A 22,692-nucleotide genomic window follows, 5' to 3' on the forward strand; every position below is an offset into this window, starting at 1 on the left:
GCGGCCGGGTGCAAGAACCAACCACAACAGGAGACCCCCCATGCTTTCCCGCCTCTTCGAGCGCGGCGCCAACGTGTTGATGATCGCGATGATGGCCGTGATGGTCGCGCTCGTGTTCGGCAACGTCGTGCTGCGCTACGCCTTCAACTCCGGCATCGTGTTCTCGGAGGAAGCCTCGCGCTTCGTCTTCATGTGGCTCACGCTGGTCGGCGCGCTGCTGGTGATGAAGGACAACGCGCACCTGGGCATGTCGACCGTCGTCGCGCGGCTCGGCGAGCGCGGCCAGCGCTTCTGTCGAGGCGTGGCCGACCTCGGCGCGCTGGCCTGCTGCCTGCTGCTCGCGCACGGCAGCTGGAAGCTGGTGGTGATCGGCATGGACGACCGCGCACCGGTCACCGGCGTGCCGATCGGCCTGGTCTATGCCTGCCTGCTGGTCAGCAGCGTGGGCATGGCGCTGATGCTGGTCGGCTCGCTGTGGCGCCTCTGCACGGGCCGCATGGCGCGCGAGGAACTGGTCAACGACACCGGCAGCGCGGGCGAGTGAGCGCGAACTAAAAGAACACGGGACATCCATGACCATCTTCGTCTTCATCGCCTCGTTGCTCGGGGCCATGGCCTTCGGCATGCCCATCGCCTTCGCGCTGCTCGTCTGCGGCGTCGCGCTGATGGTGCACCTGGGCAACTTCGACACCCAGATCCTCGCGCAGAACATGCTCGAGGGCGTCAACAACTACCCGCTGATGGCGGTGCCCTTCTTCATGCTGGCGGGCGAGCTGATGAACGCGGGCGGCCTGTCGGCGCGCATCGTCAAGGTGGCCGACGCGCTGGTCGGCCATGTGCGCGGCGGCCTGGGCTACGTGGCCATCATCGCGGCCACCGTGGTCGCGAGCATCTCGGGCTCGGCCGTGGCCGACACCGCCGCCGTCGCGGCGCTCCTGATCCCGATGATGCGCAAGGCCGGCTATGACGTGCCGCGCGCGGCCGGCCTGATCGCGGCCGGCGGCATCATCGCGCCCGTGATTCCGCCCTCGATTGCCATCGTGGTGTTCGGCGTGGTGGCGCAGATATCGATCACCAAGCTGTTCCTCGCCGGCCTGTTCCCCGGGATCATGATGGCGCTCACGCTCACCGCCACCTGGTGGTTGTGCGCGAAGAAGGAGAAGAACGTCGCGGTGCGCAGCTTCAGCGCGGGCGGCCTGGGCCGCGCGCTGCTCGACGGCGTGTGGGCGCTGGTGCTGCCGCTGGTGATCATCGGTGGCATGAAGTTCGGCGTGTTCACGCCCACCGAGGCCGCCGTGGTGGCGGTGGTCTATGCCTTCGTGGTGGGCCGCTTCGTCTACCGCGAGCTCGAGATGCCGCGCCTGCCCGAGCTGGTGCTCAGCGCCGCCAAGACCTCGAGCACCGTTCTGTTCCTCGTGGCCTCGGCGCTGGTGTCGGCCTGGCTCATCACCATCGCCAACATCCCGGCCCAGGTGAGCGAACTGCTCGAGCCCTTCGTCGACAACAAGATCCTCTTGATGTTCGTGATCATGGTGCTGGTGATCATCGTGGGCACCGCGCTCGACCTGATGCCCACCGTGCTGATCATGACGCCGATCCTGATGCCCGTGATCCACAAGGCCGGCATCGACCCCGTGTACTTCGGCGTGATGTTCATCATGAACAACGCCATCGGCCTGCTCACGCCGCCGGTGGGCACCGTGCTCAACGTGGTGGCGGGTACTTCGCGCGTGAGCCTCGACCAGGTGATCCGGGGCGTGTGGCCCTTCCTGCTGTCGCTCACCGCGCTGATGTTCCTGTTCGTGCTGTTCCCGCAGCTCATCACCGTGCCCGCCAGCTGGCTTCGCTGACAAGACGTGAGCGATAGGCCGTAGCTCAGGGCTTGGCCAGCGGCGCGATGCCCGCGCCCGTGGCGCGCAGCAGCGCGGCCGTCTCGATCTCGAGCGTGGAATCATTGCGGCCGGTGCCGCAGTAGAGCGTGACCAGGCGCGCCGCCGCCTCGTCGACGATCACGCGCGCGCCGCCCACCGGCAGCGGCGCCACGCCGCCGGGCACCATCTGCAGGTCGATGGCGAGCTCCTCGTCGGCGGCGAGCCGCAGGTCGGCGCGGCGCACGCCGAAGGCATCGGCGATGCGCTTGTAGTCGGCCCGGTCCTGGCCGCGCAGCGCGGCCAGCAGGTAGCGGCCGTCGGGCAGGCGGAACGCGAGGCACTTGACCATCGCACCGGCGTCTAAGGGCAGCAGCGTGCGCGCGTCCTCGAAGGAGACGACGGGGGCGTGGGCGTGCAGGCGGTAGGGCAGGCCGGCCTGTTGCAGGAAGGCCAGCGCGGCCGGGCTCAGCGAGGGTTCGTGAGGAGCTTGCATCGGCGCATGCTACGAAAACGCCCGCGTTCTGTCTTCAGAAGGCATCGGCGGCCGAGCGAAGCCATTGCGTGAACGCCGCGACCGCGGGCCGGTCGCCCGCGCCGCGCTGGCACAGCAGGTGGTAGCGGTACGGGCCCGGCAGATCGCCGGGCCAGGCCCGTGCCAGTTCGCCGCGCAGCAGCGCATCGCGCACCAGCACGTCGGAGGCGAGAGCCACGCCCTGCCCCGTGGCCGCGGCATCGAGCGCGAGATAGCTGTGCGAGAAGCGCAAGGCGGGCGCTGGCCGCAGCGATGCACCGGGTGCCACGCCGTGGGCCGCGAACCACGCTTCCCAGCTGATCTGCTCGGGAATGCGCGGTTCGAACTCGTCGTGCAACAGCACGCTGCCCAGCAGATCGCGCGGCGACGCGGGCATGCCATGCCGTTCCAGCCAGCGCGGGCTCGCGACGGGATAGAAGGCCTCGTGCAGCAGCGGCTGCGCCTCCATTCCAGGATAGGGGCCGGTGCCGAGCCGGATCGCCACGTCGACGCGATCGCGCGCGAAGTCCACCGGGGCCACCGCGGCGAGCACGCGCACCTCGACCGCCGGATGCGCGGCGCGGAACTCGCCGAGCCGCGGCATCAGCCAGCGCGTCACGAACGAGGGCATGGCGCTCACCGTCACTTCGCTGGCGCCTTCCGCATGCTGGCGCCAGCGCATCGATACGCGCTCGAGTTCCTCGAGCAGCGGCGCGACGCCGCGCAGGTAGGCCTGCCCGATGTCGGTGAGTTCGACCGAGCGGGGCGTGCGCAGGAACAGCGGCAGGCCGAGCCAGTCCTCGAGCTGCCGCACCTGATGGGCCACCGCGCCGGCCGAGACGAAGAGTTCCGACGCGGCCTTGGCGAAGCTGCCATGGCGCGCGGCGGCCTCGAACACGCGCACCGACAGCATGGGTGGAAGCTGGCGTGCCATGGCTATCTCTCCAGGTTCAGGGGTGGGGAAGAACGATCGGCGAGACATGGCGAGCGCGAATCGCTTTGCGGCTGAGGCCCCAAAGCTTTGGTTTGTCCGCGTGGACCTGCATTCCTATGCTTCATCGCAGCGATCCGCTTCAACTTTTCTTCACGCAACAACACAGAGGACAGACGATGGACCTTCAGATCCATGGCCAGGCCAACGCGAGCCTGCCCGCCGCCTACCGGCAGGTGCTGGTGTCGTGGTCGGTACAGGGCGGGCTCAACCCGCCCGTCATCACGCATGCCAAGGGCTGCCATTTCCACGACACGAACGGCAAGGCCTATCTCGACATGACCAGCGGCTACGTGGCGGTGCCGCTGGGCCACGGGCATGCGAAGGTGGTGCGCGCGATCCAGCAGCAGGCCGAACGGCTGTGCTGGGTGGCTTCGAGCTACTTCAACGACGTGCGCGCCGAATACGCCGAGTTGCTGAACCGCATCTCGCCGTGGAGCGAGGGGCTGCGCGTGCACTTCGCGAGCGGCGGTGGCGAGGCCAACGACGATGCGGTGAAGATCGCGCGCCTCATCACGCGGCGGCCCAAGGTGCTGACCGCCTACCGCTCCTACCATGGCAGCACCATCGGCGGCAGCGCGCTGACGGGCGTGGACCGCTGGCGCGACCCGTTGCCGAACCTGCCGGGCATGGTGAAGTTCTTCACTCCCTATCCTTACCGCAGTCCGTTCCACACGCGCGAGCCGGCCGAGGAATCGCGGCGCGCGCTGCAGCATCTCGAGCAGGTGCTGTCGCACGAGGGCGCGCACAACGTCGCGACCATCGTGCTCGAGCCGATGACGGGATCGAGCGGCATGGTGATTTATCCCGAGGGCTACCTGCAGGGCGTGCGCGCGCTGTGCGACCGCCACGGCATCCTGCTGGTCTACGACGAGGTGATGACCGGCTTCGGCCGCACCGGCGCCGCCTTCGCGGCGACGCGGCTCGGCGTGCTGCCCGACCTCATGTCCTTCGCCAAGGGCGCCAGCTCCTCGTACACGCCGCTGGGCGGGGTGCTGGTGCGCGAAGGCGTGGCGAGCCACTTCGACACCGAGCTGTTCGACGTGGGCCACACGCATGCGGGCCATGTGCTGGCCGTCGCGGGCGGCGTCGCCGCGCTGCGGGTCTACCTGGAGGAGGGATTGTTCGAGCGTGCCCTCGAGATCGAGGGCTGGCTGCGCGAGGGGCTCGGCGAACTGCAGCGCAGGCACCCGGTGGTGGGCGACGTGCGCGGGCTCGGCGCGCATTTCGGCCTCGAACTGGTGAAGGACCGCGAGACGCGCGAGCCGCTGGTGGAATGGCACCATCCCGGGGGCTCGGCGCCGATGAAGCTGTTCTACGGCGAGCTGATGAAGCGCGGTGTCCATGCCTATGGCCGCTACAACGTGGCGATGGTGTCGCCACCGTTCGTGATCACCCGCGAGGAACTGTCGCAGGGCCTGGAAGCCTTCGATGCCGCGTTGTCCGTGGTGGAGGCAGCGCTGTGAGCATCGTTTCGAACGCAGACTACGAAGACATCCGCTATGAAGAGAGGGACGGCGTCGCGCGCATCACCATCGATCGCCCCGCGCGCTACAACGCGCTGCGTGGCCGCACGGTGGAAGAGCTGCTGCACGCGATCGGCCGCGCCGGGTGGAGCCGCGACATCGGCGCGGTCGTGCTCGCCGGTGCCGGCGACAAGGCCTTCTGCACGGGAGGCGACCAGTCCGACCATGGCGAAGGGCAAGGCGGCTATGGCGGGCGCGGCACCATCGGCCTGCCGATGGACGAGCTGCAAAGCCTGATCCGCGACATCCCCAAGCCGGTGATCGCGCGCGTGCAGGGCTATGCGATCGGCGGCGGCAACGTGCTGGTCACGGTGTGCGACCTCGCCATCGCGAGCACCGACGCGGTCTTCGGCCAGGTCGGACCGAAGGTGGGCTCGGTCGATCCGGGCTTCGGCACCGCGCTGCTCGCGCGCGTGGCCGGCGAGAAGCGCGCGCGCGAGATGTGGTTTCTGTGCCGTCGCTACGGCGCCGACGAGGCGCTGGCCATGGGCCTGGTCAACCGCGTCGTTCCTCCCGACGAACTCGATGCGGAGGTGGCGCGCTGGTGTGCCGAGATCCTCGCGAAGAGCCCGACCGCCATCGCGATCGCGAAGCGCTCGTTCAATGCGGACTCCGAGAACATCCGCGCCATCGGCGCCCTGGGCTTCGAGGCGCTGGCGCTCTACTACGGCACGGCGGAATCGCGCGAAGGCGTGGAAGCCTTTCTCGCGAAGCGCGAGCCCGATTTCCGTGCCGCGCGCCGGCGCGGCGGCTGAGCCGGCAGGAACGGAGGACGAGGCATGGAATTCCCCGATCTCACGCTCTGGCGGCCCGATGCCGAACGCATCGCCTCGGCGCCACTCACCGCGCTCGCCCATCGCATGGGCCTGGCCGGCTATGACGAACTGCACCGGGCCTCGGTGGACGATCCGGCGAGCTACTGGCGTCACGTGCTGGCGCAGCTCGACATCGTCTGGGATGCGCCCTGGCAACGCTTTCGCACCGACGCACCCGATGCCGCGCATCCGCGCTGGTTCGACGGCGGCCGGCTGAACTGGGTGCGCAGCGCATTGCGCTGGTCCGGCGATCCCGGGCGCGCGACGCAGCCCGCGCTGATTGCGGATGCCGAGGACGGTCGCGTCGAAAGGATCAGCCACGCGGAACTCGCGCTGCGCGTGCGCCGCTTCGCCGGCGGCCTGCGCGCGATGGGCATCGCGCGCGGCGACCGCATCGGGCTGATGCTGCCGATGGGTGCGGAAGCGGCCATCGCCTTTCTCGCCATCGCCGCGCTGGGGGCCGTGTGCGTGCCGCTGTTCACCGGCTTCGGTGCCGAGGCCATCGTCTCGCGGCTCGAGCTCGCGCAGGCGCGCATGCTGATCGCGGCCGAAGCTTTCATGCGGCGCGGCCGCCGGGTGTCGGCGGCCGCGGCCGTCAACGAGGCGCTGGGGCGTCTGCCACTGCTGGCGCAGGTGGTGGTGCTCGGCGACGGCGACGCCATCGAGGGCCGCCGCGAGCTTCGGCGATGGGAAGAGGTCGCCTGCGCCGAGCCGGTCGCGGACTTCGTCTCAATGGATCCCAACGATCCCTTCATGATCGTTTTCACCTCGGGCACCACGGGCGCACCCAAGGGCACGGTGCATGTGCATGGCGGCTTCCCGCTCAAGATCGCGCACGACAGCGCATTCCATTTCGAGCTGCGGGCCGGCGACACCTGGTGCTGGCCTTCGGACATGGGCTGGATCGTCGGGCCGATCACGGTCATCGGCGCGCTGATCGCCGGCGCCACGCTGCTGTGCTACGACGGGGCGCCCGACTTCCCCGACTGGTCGCGCTTCGCGTCGATGATCGAGCGGCATGGCGTGACGCATTTCGGCGCCTCGCCCACCCTGATCCGCAGCCTGGCGGCGCAGGCGGACGCGGCCACGCGAGGTGACCTGCGCAGCCTGCGCATGCTGATGGCGGCCGGCGAGGTGCTCGACCCCGAGCATTTCGAGTGGTTCTTCCGCCGCTTCGGTCGCGGCGCGCTGCCGCTCATCAACTACACGGGCGGGACGGAGGCGTCGGGCGCCATCCTCGCCAACGTGCCGGTGCGGCCGATCAAGGCCTCGGGCTTCAACAGCGCCTCGCCGGGCGTGCAGGCCTTCGCGGCCGACGACACCGGCGCGCGGGTGGTCGGGGTGCCCGGCGAACTGACGATCGCGCAGCCCTTCGTGGGCATGACGCAGGGCTTCTGGCGCGACGATGCACGCTACCTCGAGGCCTACTGGCAGGCGGTGCCGGGCCGCTGGGTGCATGGCGACCTGGTCTACGAGGATGGCGAAGGCCACTTCTTCGTGCTCGGCCGCTCGGACGACACGCTCAAGATCGCGGGCAAGCGGCTCGGGCCGGCCGAGGTCGAGGCCGTGCTGCTGGCCGCGCTCCCGCTGAAGGACGCCGCCGCGGTCGGCCTGCCCGATCCGGTGAAGGGACAGAAGCTGGTGCTGGTGCTGGTACCGCAGGCGGCGGGGGATGGGGCCCCGGACGGCGACGACCTGGCGGCGCGCGCGGCGGCTGCCATCGAAGCCGCTCTCGGCAAGCCCTTTCGGCCCGCGACCGTGCATTGCGTCGACGACCTGCCGCGTACGCGCAATGGCAAGGCGATGCGCCGGGTCATCCGCCGCGTGCTCGCGGGACAGCCGCCGGGCGATCTCTCGGCGCTCGAGAATCCCGGCGCGGTCGAGGCGATCCGGCGGCTCGTCGACACGCCCTGAGGGCGGGGGCCGTTCAGGCACGGCCCTCTTCCACCGCATGGCAGGCCACCTGCACGCCGCGGATGCTCTGGAGCTTCGGCCGCTCGGCCGAGCAGCGCGCATTGGCATGCGGGCAGCGCGGATGGAAGGCGCAGCCCGCGGGCGGATTGAGCGGGTTCGGCACCTCGCCCTGCACCGGCGTGCGCGCGCGCCCCGTGTGCTTCATCTGCGGGATCGCGTCGAGCAGCATGCGCGTGTACGGATGCTGCGGCGTCGCGAACAGCTTCTGCTTGTCCGCCACCTCCACCAGCCGCCCCAGGTACATCACGCCCACCTGGTCGGCCACGTGGCGCACCACCGCGAGGTTGTGCGAGATGAACAGGTAGGTCAGGCCCTGCTCGCGCTGCAGGTCCTTCATGATGTTGAGCACCTGCGCCTGCACGCTCACGTCGAGCGCCGAGGTGGGCTCGTCGCACACCAGGAACTCGGGCTGCGTGGCCAGCGCGCGCGCGATCGAGATGCGTTGTCGCTGGCCGCCCGAGAACTGGTGCGGGTACTTGCTCATGTCCAGCGGCGACAGGCCCACCGACTGCAACAGTTGGCCCACGCGCTCGCGCAGCTGGGCCTTGTCGCTGAGGATGCCGTGTTCGCGCAGCGGCTCGCCGATGATGTCCTCGACGATCCAGCGCGGGTTGAGGCTCGCGTAGGGGTCCTGGAAGATCATCTGGATGCGGCGGCGCAGCTTGCGGCCCTCGGCGGTCTTGAAGGCCGCGTGCGCGTCCTGGCCGTCGAACTGCAGCCCGCCGCGCGTGGGCGCGTACAGGCCCACGAGCAGCCGTGCGACCGTGCTCTTGCCGCAGCCCGATTCGCCGACCAGCGCGAGCGTCTTGCCGCGCTCGATCGAGAAGCTCACGCCATCGACCGCATGCAGCAGCACGCGCGGCTTGCGCTCGAGCACGCGGTTGAGCCAGGGCGGCGAAACGTCGAAGGTGCGCGCGAGGTCGTGGGCTTGGACGAGGGCTGTCATGGGAGGGCGAGGGAAGGGTGGGGGAGGAGAGGGCTTGCCTTGGTGCGCGCATGCAGCCAGCAAGCGGCATGCGTCGCGCCCGCGGCGATCAGTTCGGGCCGTTCCTGCGTGCAGCGCGCGAAGGCCTGACCGCAGCGCGGATGGAAAGCGCAGCCGGGAGGAATCCGGTTCAGGCGCGGCATCGCGCCGTCGATCTGCGCGAGCCGCTCGGGCGACGAGTTCATGTCGGGAATCGAGGCCATCAGTCCGGCTGCGTAAGGATGGGCGGCGTGCCGCACCACGTCGCGCACCGGCCCGATCTCTGCCACGCGGCCGGCATAGAGCACGGCCACGCGGTCGCAGGCCTCGGCGATCACGCCCATGTCGTGGGTGATCAGCATCACGGCGGCGCCGCGCTCGCGGCAGATGCGCTGCAGCAGCGCGACGATCTGCGCCTGCACCGACACGTCGAGCGCGGTGGTCGGTTCGTCGGCCACGATCAGCACGGGCTCGGCCGCCAGCGCGAGCGCGATCACCACGCGCTGGCGCATGCCGCCCGAGAACTGGTGCGGAAAGTGATCGATGCGCTGCGCCGCGGCCGGGATGCCGGTCTCGTCGAGCAGCGCGATCGCGCGGGCGCGAGCCTGCCGGGCATCGAGCCGCAGATGGGTGCGAATGGCCTCGGTCAGTTGCTGGCCGACGGTGAACAGCGGATTGAGCGAGGTCAGCGGATCCTGGAAGATCGAGCCGATGCGCCGGCCGCGAATGTGGCGCATGGCCTCGTGATCGAGCTGGTCGATGCGCTCGCCCTGCAGCCGGATGCGGCCGCCCGCGATGCGCCCGGGCGGTTCGAGCAGGCCGATGATCGAGGCGCCCGTCAGCGACTTGCCGGCGCCCGATTCGCCGACCACGCCGAGGATCTCGCCCGGTGCGATGGAGAAGCTGACCGCGTCGAGCGCGCGCAGGGTGCCGCGGCGCCCTGGAAAGTCGACCACCAGGTCTTCGACGTCGAGGATGTTCATGGAGTCCGTTCCTGGCGTGCTCATCGCAGCCTCGGGTTGAGCGCGTCGCGCAGCCAGTCGCCCAGCAGGTTCACGCTGAGCGCGACCGCGATCAGCATCAGGCCGGGGAAGAGCGCGATCCACCATTCGCCCGAGAACAGGTAGTTGTTGCCCACGCGGATCAAGGTGCCGAGCGAGGGCGAGGTCGGCGGCGCGCCCACGCCGAGGAAGGACAGGGTCGCCTCGGTCACGATGGCGGTCGAGACCTGGATGGTCGCGAGCACCAGCACCGGCCCGAGCACGTTGGGCAGCACATGGCGCCGCATGATGCGAAAGGGCGCGACGCCCGTGACCTGCGCGGCCTGCACGTACTCCTTGTGGCGCTCGGACAGGGTGGCGCCGCGCACGGTGCGCGCGTATTGCACCCAGCCGCTCAGCGAGATCGCGAGCACCAGCACGGCGAAGGCCACCGAGGCGTGCGCGTTCGGCAGCAGCGAGCGCGCCACCCCGGCGATCAGCAGCGCGGTGAGGATCGGCGGGAACGACAGCATGACGTCGCACACGCGCATGAGCAGCGCGTCGACCCAGCCGCCCGCGAAGCCGGCCAGCAATCCGAGCGCGACGCCGACCACGGCGGAGGCCGCGACCGAGGCCAGGCCGACGACCAGCGAGATGCGCAGGCCGTGGATCACGGCCGACAGCATGTCGCGTCCCTGGTCGTCGGTGCCCAGCGGGTAGTTGGCACTGCCTTCCGGTGCCCATGCCGGCGGCAGCCGCGCATCGAGCAGCTCGAGCCGGGTCAGGTCGAAGGGATCGTGCGGCGACACCCAGCCCGCGAAGATGGCCGCCAGCAGGCAGCCGAGTGCGATCACCGCCGCCGCCATGGCGACCGGCGAGCTGCGAAAGCTGTGGCCGACATCGCTGTCGAGCCATCGGGTCCAGAGCTGTTTCATGGCGCGAGCAGGTCCTCGGCGAGTGCCGCGAACACGCCGCTGCCGACCGGAATGGTGGCGTCGTTGAAGTCGTAGCGCGGGTGATGCAGGAAGCGGCCGTCGGTCATGCCTTGGCCGAGCCGGAAGTAGGCGCCCGGCCGCTGCTGCAGCATGAAGGCGAAATCCTCCGATCCCATGCTGGGCTCCATGTCGCGGACCACGTGGGCCTCGCCGACCACCCGGCATGCGACGCGCGCGAGCGCTTCGGCCGCCTCGGGGTGGTTGACGGTCGGTGGGTAGAGCTCCTCGTAGTGCACCTCGGCTTGGGCGCCGAAGGCCAGTGCCACGCGCTGCGCGGTCTCGATCAGGCGTTCGCGCAGCACGGCCTGCACCTGGGGCTTGAACCACTTGACCATGCCGTACAGCTGCGCGTGGTCCGGAATGACCGACAGGGCCTCGGGCGCGCCGGACTGGAAGGACTGGAAGCTGATGACCGCCGCATCGACCGGATTGACGTTGCGGCTCACGATGGTGTGCACCGCCGAGACGATCCCGGAGGCCACGAGGATCGGATCGATGGCCTGCTGCGGATGGGCGCCGTGCCCGCCGCGACCCTGCACGCGGATCGAGAAGCGGTCGATCGCCGCCATCATCGGCCCGGGGTTCAGCGCGATGGTGCCCGCGGGCAGCGAGGGCCAGTTGTGCAGCGCGAACACCTGCTGCGCGGGGAAGCGCTCGAACAGGCCGTCGCGGATCATCTCGCGCGCGCCGGCATGTCCTTCCTCGCCCGGCTGGAAGAAGAAGTAGACGGTGCCGTCGAAGTCGCGGGTCTGCGCCAGGTACTTCGCGGCGCCCAGAAGGATCGCGCAGTGCCCGTCGTGCCCGCAGCCGTGCATGCGGCCGGGGATGCACGAGCGGTAGGCCGGATCGCCGAGTTCCTGGATCGGCAGTGCGTCCATGTCGGCACGCAGGCCGATGCTGCGCCCGCTGGCCGTGGAACGGCCGTGCAGCACGCCGACCACGCCGGTGCGGCCCACGTGGCGGTGCACCTCGATGCCGAGCGCCTGCAGGAAGGCGGCGATGCGCGCGGCGGTGCGTTCCTCCTCGAAGCCGAGCTCGGGATGCGCGTGGAGGTCCTGCCGCAGCCGGGCCAGGTCGTCGTGGAACGCGCGCACCGCTTCTACGGTGCGCGCCATGGGAGGCGTGGGATTCATGCGGGCCGCTTTCAGGCTGTCTCGAGACGGGGATCGATCGCGACATAGAGGATGTCCACGACCAGGTTGATGCACACGTACATGGCCGCGACGAAGCACAGGTATGCGGCGATGACGGGCGTGTCGGCGAAGCCGATCGCATCGACGAACAGGGCGCCGAGGCCGGGCCACTGGAAGACGGTTTCGGTGACCACGGCGAAGGCGATGACCGCGCCCAGCTGCAGCCCCACGATCGTCACGACCGGCACCAGCGCATTGCGCAGCGCATGGCGGTAGAGGATCGCGCGCTCGCGGATGCCGCGCGCGCGGGCGAAGCGGATGTAGTCGGCGCGCAGCACCTCCATCATCTCGGCGCGCGCGAGCCGCACGATCAGGGCGAGCTGGAACAGCGCGAGCGTGACGGCCGGCATCGCGAGGTGCAGCCAGCCGTCGCGCGTGAGCAGCCCGCTCTTCCACCAGCCGATGGCCACCACCTCGCCGCGGCCGTAGGAAGGCAGGAGCCCGAGCGTGACGGAGAAGACCAGGATCAGCAGGATGCCGATCAGGAAGGTGGGCAGCGAAGCGCCCACCAGCGACAGCGCCATGGTGCTGCGCGCGAACCAGCTCCGCGGGCGCACCGCGCACGCGACGCCCAGGAACAGGCCGGCCACCACCGAGACCACGGCGGCGACCAGGCTGAGCTCGAGCGTGGCCGGCAGGCGCTCGGCCAGCAGTTCGCGCACCGGCCGGCCCTGGCGCAGCGACACGCCGAGATCGCCTTGCGCGAGCCGCGTCGAGAAGCGCGCGAACTGCAGCACGAAGGGGTCGTCCAGCCGCAGCTCCTGGCGCACGCGCGCGCGGTCGGCATCGCTCGCATCGGGCCCCAGCATCTGCGTGACCGGGTCGCCCACGTGCTTGAACAGGCCGAAGGCGATGAACGCGACGGTGGCCAGCACCCCGACGGCCGCCAGCAGCCGGCGAATGAAGAACGCGAGCATCGGGCCTACCGGACGCTGATGAAGCGCAGGTTGACGCGGTTGTCGCTCTGCAGCGCCGCGTCGACGTTCTTGCGCATGCCCCAGGCCAGGCCCTGCTGGTAGAGCGGGATGTGGCCCACGTCGTTGCGGTGCAGGGTCATCGCCTGCGTGACCAGCCGCGTGCGGGCCTGCGGGTCCATCTCGGTCAGCACCTGGCCGATCAGCCGGTCGACCTCGGGATTGCTGTAGCGCCCGACGTTCCACTGGCCGGCCTTGCCGTCGCGCGCCGCCATCATCACGTTGAGGGTGTTGTAGGCGTCGAGGTTGACGGGCGTGTAGCCGAAGAAATTGAAGCTCGAGTCGCCCGCGCCCACCTTGGTGAAGAAGCGCGCGCCCGGCAATGCGTTGACCGCCACCTTCACGCCGATGCGCGAGAGCATGCCCGCGATCGCGGTGCAGACCTGCTCGTCGTTGACGTAGCGGTCGTTGGTGCAGTCGAGCGTGACTTCGAAGCCCGTTGGATAGCCGGCCTCGGCGAGCAGCTTCTTCGCGGCCGCGAGGTCATAGGGAAAGGGCCGCGCCACCATGGCGGCGTCGACCGAGTTCACGCCGCGCGGCACGAGGATGCCGGTGGGCACCGCCGAGTCGCGCAGGATGCGCTTGCGGATCGCCTCGATGTCGATCGCCTGGTAGATCGCCAGCCGCACGCGGCGATCGGCGAAGGGATTCCTGCCCTTGACGCTCGCGTAGCGCAGTTCGGGGCTGGCCTGGTCCATCGAGAGGAACAGGTTGCGGATCTCGGGCCCCTGCAGCACCTTGTAGCCGGTCGAGGCCTCGACGCGCGGAATGTCCTGCAGCGGGATCGGGTAGGCGAAGTCGAGCTCGCCCGACAGCAGCGCCGCCACGCGGGTGGCCGCCGACGAGATCTTCACCATCGTCGCCTCGGTGATGTTGGTGCCGGGCTTGTCCCACCAGCCCGTGTGCGCCACCAGCACCGTGCGCACGTCGGGTTCGCGCACCGAGAGCTTGAAGGGGCCGGTGCCGTTGGCGTTGCGGGTCGCGAAGTTCTCGCTCTTCTGCCGCATGTCGGCCGGGCGCAGCGCGCCGTTCTTCTCGGCCCATGCCTTGGACATCACCTTGAGCTCGGGCAGCGACTGCAGCAGCGCCGCGTTGGGGAATTCGGTGACGACATCGACGGTCGTGGCGTCCACCGCCTTCACGTCGGCGATCGAGGCGGCGAACACCTTCATGTCCGATTCGGGCGTCATCGCGCGCTTGAGCGAGAACACCACGTCCTCGGTGGTCAGCAGGCTGCCGTCGTGGAAGCGCACGCCTTCGCGCAGGCGGAAGCGCCAGACGGTCGGTGCCGGCTGGGTCCACGACTGCGCGAGCGCGGGCTCGATGCGCTGCTCGCGGTCGCGCCGCACCAGTCCCTCGTAGATGTGGCCCAGCACGGTCATGGTCGGCCCGTGGTTGAAGGCATCCGGGTCCATGGTCGCGGCGTCGTCCTGCGACGCCCACTTGAACGCAACGGCGTGCGCGGAACAGCAAAGCACGAGGGCGAGAAGGCCGGCGAAGCGGCGAAGGGCCCGAGGCGGCATGATTGACTCCAGTAAACGGTACGCACCGTATCTAAAACTTTAGAACGGTACGTACCGTATGTCAACAGGCATCGGAATGTCAGAATCGCGTCATGACCATGAAGGACACCCCCGCCGAGAGTTCCGAGCCCGTGGAGCAGGGACCGCGCGCCCGGCGCCGCCGGCAGCAGACGCACGACGCCATCCTCGAAGCGGCCCGCGAGGTGCTGCGCGTGCACGGCTATGCGCGCTTCGCGATGGAGCAGGTCGCGGCGCTGGCCGGCGTCTCGAAGACCTCGATCTACCGCCGCTGGCCGAACAAGGGAGCGCTGCTGATCGAGCTCTACATGGAGGGTCTGCCCGACACGGCCATCGTGGAGGACGCGGCCTCGCTCAAGAGCGAATTGCGCCGCTACCTGGTGTCGACGGTGGAGCGCGTGCAGGACCGTGAATGGCGCACGATCCTCAGTTCGCTCGTCGCGGAGGCGCAGTACGACCAGGCCACCGCCACCTTGCTGCGCGACAAGGTGGTGTTGCCGCGGCGCGAATCGGGCCTGCGCCTGCTGCGCAAGGCGCAGGAGCGCGGCGAGATCGCGGCCGATGTCGACCACGACATCGTGCTCGACCTGCTGTTCGGGCCGGTCTGGTATCGCCTGCTGTTCGAGCATGCCGAGCTCGATGCCGATTTCGCGAAGCGGTTGCTCGCGCAGGTCGAGCAGATGCTGTTCGTGCCCAAAGCCGCGGGCAAGGCTGCGCGAGGGGCCTAGCAGCCTCCGTGTTCTTCATCGCCTCGCGAGGCGAAGTTGCCGCTCATGCGCAGGGCGGCACCTCCGTGCGCCGATCTCGTCGGCTTGCACCGCGCGCCACATGATTGTTTTTGCCATGCGGATGCGGTCTTTCGCAATCGCTAGACGCGAAAACGCCCCGTAGCATCCGCGGACTTTTCGCAACTGCCTTGCAAGTGAGAGGCACCGGTTGCGACGAGGTCCAGGGTCGCATCCAAAACTTCAACGGAGACAAAGATCCATGCGGGGATTCAAGAAAAGACGCGTCTTGCCATTGCTGGCTGTCCTGCTTCTTCAAGCGTGCGGCGGCGGTGGAGGAGGCGGCGGCGCCATCCAGATCGATCCGTCGGCGCTCGCCACGCCGCAGCCGCCACCGCCGCCTTCGGCAGGCACGGCATGCGCGGCACTGCGGGGTGCCAAGGTGGACAGTGCCGCGATCGGACTGCCGACCCAGGGCGCAACGGTCACCGAAGCGGCCCTCGTGCCGAGCGCGGGGCAGACGGGCGAGCATTGCATGCTCAAGGGCCGCATCGCTTCCGTCTCCGAAGGGGCGCAGGACATCATGTTCGCCCTCGTGCTCCCCACGAACTGGAACGGCAACGCGATGCACTTCGGTGGCGGCGGATTCGACGGCGTGGTCCCGGATCTCGTGGCCACGCCGCTGACATCGGGCGCGAGTCCGCTGCAGCGCGGATACGCCACTTTCGCCGGCGACTCGGGACATCAGGCACCTCCCACCGACCCTTTCTATACGGCCTTTGCATCGAACGACGAAATGCTCCGGAACTACGCCGGCGACGCCTTGAAGAAGACGCGCGACGTGGCGATGAAGCTGATCGGCCTGCGCTACGGGAAGGCACCGGCCAGGACCTATTTCATGGGCGGATCGAAGGGCGGCCACGAAGGCATGCAGGTGATGCAGAAATGGCCTTCCGACTACGACGGCGTGGTCACGTACTTTCCGGCCTATGCCTACATGCCGCAGATGATGACCATCCAGGTTGCCACGCGTGCGTTGTGGGGCGATGGCGGTGTTGGCTTCCTCAACCCGAAGAAGCTGCAGGCGCTGCGCACGGCCGAACTCGCGGCCTGCGATGCGCTCGATGGCGCCGTCGACGGCATTGTCGGCAACGTCGCCGCATGCACGTTCAAGCCGCAGAACCTGCGCTGCAAGGGCGGGGCGGATACGGGAGACGACTGCCTGTCCGATGCCCAGATCAGGACGGTCGACACGCTGCAATCACGCACCGCGTTCTCCTACGCGTTCAAGAACGGCGCGACCAGCAATCCCGGCTTCCTGCCGTCCACGGACTACGCCTCGGTGCTCGGGGCGACCGCGACCTTTCCGGTTCCGCCGAATCCGCTGGTGCTGGGCAGCCTGGGGGCGTTGCCCGACGCCTTCATCCGTAATGCGGTGTTGATGGATCCTCTGGGTCTGTCGATCGGCCTCGATGGTGCGTCACCGGGAAGCTACCTGCCACGCATCCAGGCGCTGTCCGAGGTCATGGACGCCACGAGCACGAGCATCGAGCCCTTCGTCGCGCGTGGCGGCAAATGGCTGCTGGTGCACGGCACCTCCGATCCGCTGATCCCCTTCCAGGGCTCGGTCGACTACTACAACGCGCTGCTGCTGAAGCTGGGCCGGCCCCAGGTCGACGCGTTCCTGCGCTTCTATCAGGTGCCGGGATACGGCCACGGCACCGGGCACTTCAATGCGACCGGCGGTGTGCCGGTGCTGGACGCACTGGAGGCCTGGGTGGAGCGCGGCAAGGCGCCGGGAGAGCTCATGGCGACCGATGCGAACCCCGCGACGGCCGGTCGCACCCGGCCGCTTTGCATCTACCCGAGCTGGCCGAAGTACAACGGCTCCGGCGAATTGAACGCCGCGTCCAGCTACCGCTGCGCCACGAGCTAGCCGGTGCTCCTAGCGCGGCTTCGACGACATCTCCCACACGTCCGGCGTGGTCGCGACGAGGCCCTTGAGGTCGGTCCATTGCTGAGCCTGCGGCAGCGCGGTGCGGCCCTGCACGGCGGCCGTCGCGAATGCGACCATGCGGCCGCGCACGCGGTCGAGTTCCTGCTTCGGCCAGGTCTCCATCGAGTGCGGGCCGCGCGAGACGACGATGTCCTTGAGCCCGCGCACGCGGTCGTAGGCCGCGACCGTGCCCTCGAGGCTTTCGGCGCGGTCCCACAGGCCCTTGGCGAAGAACACGGCGGGCCACTTCGGCATGTTCGCGAGCACCGCCGAGTTGGGATAGAAGGCGACGTAGTTGTCGGCCGCCATGCCGCCGAGGAAGAGGTTGCGGTCGGCGAGGTCCGGCGCCTCGGGCAGGTAGCCCGCGCCGCTCACGAACGAGGCGTAGAGGATCGCGCCCTTGATGTTGGCGTAGCCCTTGGGTGCGCTGCACTGCACCGTTGGCATGTCGTAGCTGCAGCCACCGGCGTAGTTCTTGGTCATGGCCCAGCCGGTGGTCATCGAGCCGCGCGAGTAGCCCAGCAGCAGCAGCGGGATCTCGCGCGACTTCATGCCGGCCATCAGCTTGCCGGCCGCCGGCGCGCCCTCGAACTCCTGGCCCGAGGCCATCAGCACGCGCAGGCCGCGGCCGCTGTCCATCTGCTCGAGCACGCGGAAGATGTCCTCGCTCTGCTCGAGCGTGTTGGTGTCGCTGAAGCCGCCCGACAGGCCCTCGCCACGCCGGTCGTAGGCCAGCACGTCGAAGCCCGCGCGGTTCAGCGCATGCAGGTGGTCGCGCCAGAAGCGCATGCCGGGGCCTTCGGTGGTCGCGTTGGGGAAGCGCACGGACGTCGCGCGGCGCGTGGCGGGATCGACGCGCACCGACACCTCGTCGGGATGGTCGATGGCCGTGAGCTGGCCGCCGCCGCCCGGGCTCATGATCACCAGCGCGCGCTTGCGGCCGCCGCGTCCGTCGTCGACGCCCGCGCCCTCCACGTACCAGCCGCGCAGCTTGATGTCGCCCTGCATGTTCAGCTTGAGGCGCTCGAGCGGATCGCGCGGCACGGTGAACTCCACCACGTGCGTGCGGTTGTTCGCCTCGGCCACGGCTTCGTTGTAGGGCGCCTTCGCGAAGAAGCCCGGCTTGCGGATGTCGCGCAGGTTCACCTGCCCGTCCGAATCGATCTTGCCGACCGGATCGACCATGCCGGTGACGCGCGTCGCGCGCTCCTTGTTCGGCGGCAGCCAGCGCTGCATCTGGTCGTTGATGCGCTTGAAGCAGGCCGCGTCGCTCTTGCACGCGGCCCAGCGTTCCTTGAGCTTGGCGTCGGTGAACTCCTGCACATGGAAGTCGCCCGCGTAGCCGGCGGGCGCGTGGGCCGCCGTGAGCAGCAGGGGCACGCAGCGCGAGCTGCCGTCGGCCTGGCGCAAGGTGTAGCCGGGCAGCTCGGCGTTGCGGTCGGTGCCGACCCAGGCCTTGCAGTCGGTGGGCGGCACGGCGCGCGCGACGGGCGGGGATGAAGTGGAGGAGGTGGGGGCGGTGGTGCAGGCGGCCAGGGCGATGCACGCGGCGATGGCGGCGGCGGCCGGCCGGAAGGTCGGGAAGGGCATGTGTCTCCTGTGCGCGGGTGGCTCCCGCGGTCGATCCCGCATGTTCGCGGACGGCGCTGTCAGTCGGCTGTCCATGGGCTGCGGGTATTCCCGCCTTGCATCAGGCCGGGTCGGCGTCCGGCACGCACAGGCGCGGCGTCCAGTCCTCGACCTGCCGCGAGGCCGCGCGGCGCCGGAAAGTGGCGCGCCAGCGTTCGGCGAGCGTCGGCAGTTCGGCCGCGCGTTCCCATTCGGGCGCATGGCGTTCGTCTCGCGCGAACAGCAAGGCGATCAGGCGCGACAGCGGCCACTCGGGATGCGGCCGCTCGACCAGCATGATCGCTGCGCCGCGTTGCACCGCGCCGGGCCGCAGCACGCGGTAGTACCAGCCGGTGCGGCCGCTGTCCTGCATCTCGCGCGCCATGCCCCGTTCGCCGAAGCGCAGGTCGAGCTTCCAGCAGGGCTGGCGGCCCTGCGACACCTGCACCAGCGCCTCGCCGATCCGCAGCACGTCGCCGATGCAGACGCTGGCTTCGTCCCAGCCCACGGTCGAGAGGTTCTCGCCGAAGGCGCCGGGCGCGGCCAGCAGGTCGTGGCGGCGGCTCCATGCGGACCAGGCGCCGTAGTGCTCGCGCGGATAGTGGTGCACCGCCTTCTCGGGGCCGCCATGGATGCGCAGGTCGGCCTGCGCGTCGCCCGCGAGGCCGGTGGCCGAGAGCCACAGCGCATCGTCGCTCGGCGACTTGACGATGCCGCTGGGTGTGCGGCCATCGGGCAACGGCGCGACGGGACCGACGAGCAATGCGTCGATGCGCACCGGCGCCAGCGTCATGCGAGCTGGCCCAGCCAGGCGCGCAGCATCGCCGAGGCGCTGGTTTGCGGCGCGTTGCCCTGTGCCGCGCTTTGGGCGCGCAGGGCCGGAACATCGACGCCGGCCTGCGCGAGCTCGCACGCATGGCCGATGAGCCAGGGCTCGATGCGCGCGGGATCGGCCTCGGGATGGAACTGCAAGGCGAGCGCGTGGCGGCCATGGCTGAAGGCCTGGTGCGGCGTGAGCGGCGTGCTCGCGAGCAGCTCGGCCCCCTCGGGCAGCTCGAAGGTATCGCCATGCCAGTGCAGCACCGGCACGCCGGCCAGCGGCGCGAGGCACGACGCCTGGCCGGCCGCGCTCAGGTCGACCGGTGCCCAGCCGATCTCCTTGTGGCCCGATGGGTACACGCGCGCGCCGAGCGCGCCGGCCATCAGTTGCGCGCCAAGGCACAGGCCCAGCGTGGGCCGGCGCAGCGCGAGGCGCGAACGCAGGCCCGCGATCTCGTCGTGCAGGAAGGGATAGAGGGCGGTGTCGTAGGCGGCGATGGGGCCGCCGAGCACGACGACGAGGTCGGCGTCCTGCCATTCGTCGGGGCGCAGCGGCGCGACGCCGGCCTGCCGGTGTTCGATCTCCCAGCCGGCCTCCCGCAGGACCGGCGCGAACAGGCCGAGGTCCTCGAAGGCCAGGTGCTGCAGCGCGATGCATCGCATGGCGGGAGGCTCCTGTCAGGCCGCGCGCAGGCAGTCCGCGTTGCGCGGATCCTTGAGCGAACGGCGCGCGTAGTACTCGAAGGCCACCGTGTTGCGGCGCGGCCGCAGGATCCAGTCGTGGGCCTCGGTCGCGAGGCGATGGTCGATCGGCCGGATGGTGCCGGCGGAGGCGGCCAGCAGGTGCATCTTCGCGGCGCGTTCGAAGGCGATCGACAGCACGCAGGCCTCCTCGATGCTCGTGGCCGCCACCAGCAGGCCGTGGTGCGACAGCAGCAGCGCGCGCTTGCTGCCCAGCGCGGCCGAGATGAACTCGCCCTCCTCGTTGCCCACGGGCACGCCGGGCCATTCGCCGACGAAGGCCACGTCGTCGTAGAGCACGCAGTTGTCCATGTGGCTGATCTGCAGCGGCTGCTCGAGCATGCCGAGCGCCGAGGCATGCAGCGCATGGGTGTGGATGATGCAGTTCACGTCGGGCCGCGCGCGGTACACCCACGAGTGGAAGCGGTTCGCGGGATTGGGCATGCCGGCCCCGTCGAGCACGTTGAGGTCCTCGTCGACGGTCAGCAGGTTGTCCTCGGCGATCTCGTCGAAGCCCAGGCCCAGCCGCTGCGTGAGGTACTGGCCCGGCGTGCCGGTGCGCGCGGTGATCTGGCCCGCGAGGCCCGAGTCGTGTCCGTTGTCGAACAGGATGCGGCAGGTCAGCGCGAGCTTCTGGCGGTGCGTGTAGCGGCTCTCGCTGAAGTGCTGGTCCATCTGCACGTGGGATTGGGCGATGAGCTCTTCTTTCGCGAGCTCGAAGGTGTCTTGCAATGCCATGGGTCGGTCTCCTAAGGGGTTTCGCTGGTCGAGAAGTTCTTCTCGGGATGTCCGGGAAAAAGAGGCTGGTAGCCGTCGAGGCCTTCGATGCGCGCGAGCCAGGCGCGGATCGCCGCGAAGTCCTGCAGTTCGATGCCGCCCATGGGCGCGAGCCGCGTGTAAGGGTACAGCGCCACGTCGGCGATGCTCGGGTGCGTGTTGGTGGCGACCCAGCCGTCGGGGCCTTGCCGTTCGAGCCGTGCTTCGAGCAGCGCGAGCGCGGCCAGGGCCTCGTGCCGGTGGGCGCGGAATTCGGCGCTCTCGGGATCGCCGTCGCGGTGCAGCGCCAGGTGCAGGCGCAGCTTCGCGAGCGGCTTCATGTGGCGCTCCTGCTCGAAGGACAGCCAGGTCAGCACGCGCGCCTGCGCGAGCCGCTCGGCGGGCCACCACGGCGAGCCCTGCGCGAGGAAATGAAGGATCGCCATCGATTCGGCGATGCAGTGGCCGTCGTCGAGCTCGAGCACCGGCACCTGCGCGAGCGGCGCGATCGCGAGGAAGTCGGGCCGGCGCAGGTCGCCGCGGTCGATCGAGCGCGTGTGCCGCTCGAGCGGCATGCCGAGCAGGCCGGCCATCAGCCGCACCTTCCAGGCATTGCCCGAGCGCAGGGTGTCGTGCAGCTTCATGGGCATCAGTCGACCTTGGTGCCCGCGGCGCGCACCACGCGGGTCCACTTCTCGGTCTCGGCGCGCAGGTGCTTGCCGTAGGCGGCGGCGCCCGTGGGCAGCGGCTCGATGCCCATCTCGGCCAGGCGCGCCACCAGGGCAGGGCGCTTGAGCGCGCGCGCCAGTGCCTCGTCGAGCAGCGCGACCTGCGCCGATGGCGTGCCGGGCGGCGCCAGCAGCGCATTCCACGAGCCGATCTGGAATTCGCCCAGGCCCTGTTCCTTGCTGGTGGGCAGGTCGGGCACGGCGGGGTTGCGATGGTCGGCGGCGATCGCGAGCATGCGCAGCTTGCCGGCCCTGGCCTGCGGCTGGATCACGGGAATCGCATCGATCACGATCTGGACCTGGCCGCCGAGCGCGGCGTTCACCGCCTCGGCGCCGCTCTTGAACGGCACGTGGAGGATGTCGCTGTGGGTCGCGAGCTTGAACAGCTCGAGCCCGAGGTGTGGCGAGCTGCCGTTGCCGGCCGAGCCGAAGTTCAGCGTGCCCGGATTCTTCTTCGCATAGGCCGCCAGCGCGGGCAGGTCCTTCACGCCGTCGAGACCGGCGACCGCGAGCACGTAGGGCGAGTTGCTCACCAGCGAAACGGGCGTGAGCGCCGCCGGGTCGTAGCCGAGCCGCGCATAGATCATCTTGTTGACCACCTGCGTGCCCACCGTGCCGAGCAGCAGCGTGTAGCCATCGGGCTGCGCCTGCGCCACGGCCTGCGCCGCGATCGAGCCGCCCGCGCCGGGGCGGTTGTCGATCACCACCTGCTGCTTGAGTTCCTCGCCGAGCGCCTGGCCGATGAGCCGGCCGGCCATGTCGGTGATGCCGCCGGCGCCGAAGGGAATCACGAGCCGGATCGGCTTGGCGGGGTAGGGCTGGGCCTGGGCCGCCGCGCCGACGCAGGCCAGCGTCAGGGCGAGGACAGGGGCGATCCAGCGGCGAAACGGCGAACGTGCGGACATACCATACTCCTGTGCGGCGCGGGATCGGCCGCGTTGCGTGTGCGATCGGGTTCGAGAAACAAATCCATTTTAGGACACA

At 69.8% G+C, this 22,692-nt stretch carries 21 protein-coding genes; 7 read left to right on the forward strand and 14 right to left on the reverse strand.

The window, feature by feature from the left end:
• The first annotated feature begins 40 nt into the window (after positions 1–40).
• Together ACODT0_RS00090 and ACODT0_RS00095 are read left to right on the forward strand one after the other, a co-directional pair.
• Positions 41–544 (forward strand): TRAP transporter small permease, encoded by a 504-nt coding sequence (locus ACODT0_RS00090; protein ID WP_057597085.1) that lies wholly within the window; start codon positions 41–43, stop codon positions 542–544.
• A gap of 28 nt (positions 545–572) precedes the next feature.
• Positions 573–1,850, forward strand: coding sequence for a TRAP transporter large permease subunit (locus ACODT0_RS00095; protein ID WP_057597086.1), 1,278 nt, complete (start codon positions 573–575; stop codon positions 1,848–1,850).
• 25 nt (positions 1,851–1,875) lie between these two features.
• On the opposite strand, the gene ACODT0_RS00100 is transcribed toward ACODT0_RS00095, so the two are convergent.
• Both ACODT0_RS00100 and gcvA read right to left on the reverse strand, forming a co-directional pair.
• Positions 1,876–2,364 carry a YbaK/EbsC family protein gene (locus ACODT0_RS00100; protein ID WP_489040152.1) on the reverse strand — a complete coding sequence of 163 codons (489 nt, stop codon included), beginning with the start codon at positions 2,362–2,364 and terminating at the stop codon, positions 1,876–1,878.
• A 34-nt stretch (positions 2,365–2,398) separates the two neighbouring features.
• Complete coding sequence (gcvA, locus tag ACODT0_RS00105; protein ID WP_489040153.1) at positions 2,399–3,316, reverse strand: transcriptional regulator GcvA; 918 nt, start codon at positions 3,314–3,316, stop codon at positions 2,399–2,401.
• Between the two features lie 176 nt (positions 3,317–3,492).
• Here gcvA and ACODT0_RS00110 point away from each other — a divergent pair, with 176 nt between their 5' ends.
• Genes ACODT0_RS00110 through ACODT0_RS00120 form a run of 3 tightly spaced genes read left to right on the forward strand, consistent with a single transcriptional unit; the run spans position 3,493 to position 7,628 of the window.
• Positions 3,493–4,839, forward strand: coding sequence for an aminotransferase class III-fold pyridoxal phosphate-dependent enzyme (locus ACODT0_RS00110; protein WP_489040154.1), 1,347 nt, complete (start codon positions 3,493–3,495; stop codon positions 4,837–4,839).
• Positions 4,836–5,654 (forward strand): enoyl-CoA hydratase-related protein, encoded by an 819-nt coding sequence (locus tag ACODT0_RS00115; protein ID WP_489040155.1) that lies wholly within the window; start codon positions 4,836–4,838, stop codon positions 5,652–5,654. Before ACODT0_RS00110 ends, ACODT0_RS00115 begins: the two co-directional genes overlap by 4 nt.
• 24 nt (positions 5,655–5,678) lie before the next feature.
• Entirely contained in the window at positions 5,679–7,628 is a 1,950-nt protein-coding gene (locus tag ACODT0_RS00120) for an AMP-binding protein (RefSeq protein WP_489040156.1), read from the forward strand.
• Positions 7,629–7,641: 13 nt separating this feature from the next.
• Here the strand turns inward: ACODT0_RS00120 and ACODT0_RS00125 are convergent, their stop codons facing one another.
• Genes ACODT0_RS00125 through ACODT0_RS00150 form a run of 6 tightly spaced genes read right to left on the reverse strand, consistent with a single transcriptional unit; the run spans position 7,642 to position 14,209 of the window.
• On the reverse strand, positions 7,642–8,634 hold the full coding sequence (locus ACODT0_RS00125; protein ID WP_395347067.1) for an ABC transporter ATP-binding protein: 993 nt from the start codon (positions 8,632–8,634) through the stop codon (positions 7,642–7,644).
• Positions 8,631–9,635 carry an ABC transporter ATP-binding protein gene (locus tag ACODT0_RS00130; RefSeq protein ID WP_489040157.1) on the reverse strand — a complete coding sequence of 335 codons (1,005 nt, stop codon included), beginning with the start codon at positions 9,633–9,635 and terminating at the stop codon, positions 8,631–8,633. Before ACODT0_RS00130 ends, ACODT0_RS00125 begins: the two co-directional genes overlap by 4 nt.
• 20 nt (positions 9,636–9,655) lie before the next feature.
• Positions 9,656–10,567, reverse strand: coding sequence for an ABC transporter permease (locus ACODT0_RS00135; protein ID WP_057591078.1), 912 nt, complete (start codon positions 10,565–10,567; stop codon positions 9,656–9,658).
• Complete coding sequence (locus ACODT0_RS00140) at positions 10,564–11,742, reverse strand: M20 aminoacylase family protein (RefSeq protein WP_489040158.1); 1,179 nt, start codon at positions 11,740–11,742, stop codon at positions 10,564–10,566. The genes ACODT0_RS00135 and ACODT0_RS00140 overlap by 4 nt, the downstream gene beginning before the upstream one ends.
• A gap of 29 nt (positions 11,743–11,771) precedes the next feature.
• The gene (locus tag ACODT0_RS00145) at positions 11,772–12,737 is read right to left on the reverse strand and encodes an ABC transporter permease (RefSeq protein WP_489040159.1); all 966 of its coding nucleotides are present in this window, start codon (positions 12,735–12,737) and stop codon (positions 11,772–11,774) included.
• Between the two features lie 5 nt (positions 12,738–12,742).
• A complete protein-coding gene (locus ACODT0_RS00150; protein WP_489040160.1) occupies positions 12,743–14,209 on the reverse strand; it encodes an ABC transporter substrate-binding protein in 1,467 nt (488 codons plus the stop codon).
• Positions 14,210–14,415: 206 nt separating this feature from the next.
• On the opposite strand from ACODT0_RS00150, the gene ACODT0_RS00155 reads away from it, so the two are divergent.
• Together ACODT0_RS00155 and ACODT0_RS00160 are read left to right on the forward strand one after the other, a co-directional pair.
• A complete protein-coding gene (locus ACODT0_RS00155; protein ID WP_489040161.1) occupies positions 14,416–15,063 on the forward strand; it encodes a TetR/AcrR family transcriptional regulator in 648 nt (215 codons plus the stop codon).
• 259 nt (positions 15,064–15,322) lie between these two features.
• The gene (locus ACODT0_RS00160) at positions 15,323–16,996 is read left to right on the forward strand and encodes a tannase/feruloyl esterase family alpha/beta hydrolase (protein WP_489040162.1); all 1,674 of its coding nucleotides are present in this window, start codon (positions 15,323–15,325) and stop codon (positions 16,994–16,996) included.
• 9 nt (positions 16,997–17,005) lie between these two features.
• Here the strand turns inward: ACODT0_RS00160 and ACODT0_RS00165 are convergent, their stop codons facing one another.
• From ACODT0_RS00165 to ACODT0_RS00190, 6 genes are all read right to left on the reverse strand, one after another.
• Positions 17,006–18,646 carry a hypothetical protein gene (locus ACODT0_RS00165; protein WP_489040163.1) on the reverse strand — a complete coding sequence of 547 codons (1,641 nt, stop codon included), beginning with the start codon at positions 18,644–18,646 and terminating at the stop codon, positions 17,006–17,008.
• A 100-nt stretch (positions 18,647–18,746) separates the two neighbouring features.
• The gene (locus ACODT0_RS00170) at positions 18,747–19,457 is read right to left on the reverse strand and encodes an MOSC domain-containing protein (RefSeq protein ID WP_489040164.1); all 711 of its coding nucleotides are present in this window, start codon (positions 19,455–19,457) and stop codon (positions 18,747–18,749) included.
• Positions 19,454–20,146, reverse strand: coding sequence for a glutamine amidotransferase (locus ACODT0_RS00175; protein ID WP_489040165.1), 693 nt, complete (start codon positions 20,144–20,146; stop codon positions 19,454–19,456). The genes ACODT0_RS00170 and ACODT0_RS00175 overlap by 4 nt, the downstream gene beginning before the upstream one ends.
• 15 nt (positions 20,147–20,161) lie before the next feature.
• The gene (locus tag ACODT0_RS00180) at positions 20,162–20,956 is read right to left on the reverse strand and encodes an aldolase (RefSeq protein WP_057591087.1); all 795 of its coding nucleotides are present in this window, start codon (positions 20,954–20,956) and stop codon (positions 20,162–20,164) included.
• A gap of 17 nt (positions 20,957–20,973) precedes the next feature.
• A complete protein-coding gene (locus ACODT0_RS00185) occupies positions 20,974–21,630 on the reverse strand; it encodes a glutathione S-transferase family protein (RefSeq protein ID WP_489040166.1) in 657 nt (218 codons plus the stop codon).
• Complete coding sequence (locus tag ACODT0_RS00190) at positions 21,630–22,613, reverse strand: Bug family tripartite tricarboxylate transporter substrate binding protein (RefSeq protein ID WP_489040167.1); 984 nt, start codon at positions 22,611–22,613, stop codon at positions 21,630–21,632. The genes ACODT0_RS00185 and ACODT0_RS00190 overlap by 1 nt, the downstream gene beginning before the upstream one ends.
• Positions 22,614–22,692 lie beyond the last annotated feature (79 nt).

The sequence above is a fragment of the Variovorax sp. FG153 genome, from assembly GCF_057809595.1.

Bases quoted from the DNA above. Each gene is read 5' to 3' on its own strand.
- ACODT0_RS00160 (WP_489040162.1), top strand. From the start codon at position 15,323: ATGCGGGGATTCAAGAAAAGACGCGTCTTGCCATTGCTGGCTGTCCTG.
- ACODT0_RS00155 (WP_489040161.1), top strand. From the start codon at position 14,416: ATGAAGGACACCCCCGCCGAGAGTTCCGAGCCCGTGGAGCAGGGACCG.
- ACODT0_RS00170 (WP_489040164.1), bottom strand. From the start codon at position 19,457: ATGACGCTGGCGCCGGTGCGCATCGACGCATTGCTCGTCGGTCCCGTC.
- ACODT0_RS00175 (WP_489040165.1), bottom strand. From the start codon at position 20,146: ATGCGATGCATCGCGCTGCAGCACCTGGCCTTCGAGGACCTCGGCCTG.
- ACODT0_RS00130 (WP_489040157.1), bottom strand. From the start codon at position 9,635: ATGAACATCCTCGACGTCGAAGACCTGGTGGTCGACTTTCCAGGGCGC.
- ACODT0_RS00095 (WP_057597086.1), top strand. From the start codon at position 573: ATGACCATCTTCGTCTTCATCGCCTCGTTGCTCGGGGCCATGGCCTTC.
- ACODT0_RS00190 (WP_489040167.1), bottom strand. From the start codon at position 22,613: ATGTCCGCACGTTCGCCGTTTCGCCGCTGGATCGCCCCTGTCCTCGCC.
- ACODT0_RS00090 (WP_057597085.1), top strand. From the start codon at position 41: ATGCTTTCCCGCCTCTTCGAGCGCGGCGCCAACGTGTTGATGATCGCG.
- ACODT0_RS00125 (WP_395347067.1), bottom strand. From the start codon at position 8,634: ATGACAGCCCTCGTCCAAGCCCACGACCTCGCGCGCACCTTCGACGTT.
- ACODT0_RS00145 (WP_489040159.1), bottom strand. From the start codon at position 12,737: ATGCTCGCGTTCTTCATTCGCCGGCTGCTGGCGGCCGTCGGGGTGCTG.
- ACODT0_RS00150 (WP_489040160.1), bottom strand. From the start codon at position 14,209: ATGGACCCGGATGCCTTCAACCACGGGCCGACCATGACCGTGCTGGGC.
- ACODT0_RS00110 (WP_489040154.1), top strand. From the start codon at position 3,493: ATGGACCTTCAGATCCATGGCCAGGCCAACGCGAGCCTGCCCGCCGCC.
- ACODT0_RS00100 (WP_489040152.1), bottom strand. From the start codon at position 2,364: ATGCAAGCTCCTCACGAACCCTCGCTGAGCCCGGCCGCGCTGGCCTTC.
- ACODT0_RS00165 (WP_489040163.1), bottom strand. From the start codon at position 18,646: ATGCCCTTCCCGACCTTCCGGCCGGCCGCCGCCGCCATCGCCGCGTGC.
- ACODT0_RS00185 (WP_489040166.1), bottom strand. From the start codon at position 21,630: ATGCCCATGAAGCTGCACGACACCCTGCGCTCGGGCAATGCCTGGAAG.
- ACODT0_RS00140 (WP_489040158.1), bottom strand. From the start codon at position 11,742: ATGGCGCGCACCGTAGAAGCGGTGCGCGCGTTCCACGACGACCTGGCC.
- ACODT0_RS00120 (WP_489040156.1), top strand. From the start codon at position 5,679: ATGGAATTCCCCGATCTCACGCTCTGGCGGCCCGATGCCGAACGCATC.
- gcvA (WP_489040153.1), bottom strand. From the start codon at position 3,316: ATGGCACGCCAGCTTCCACCCATGCTGTCGGTGCGCGTGTTCGAGGCC.
- ACODT0_RS00135 (WP_057591078.1), bottom strand. From the start codon at position 10,567: ATGAAACAGCTCTGGACCCGATGGCTCGACAGCGATGTCGGCCACAGC.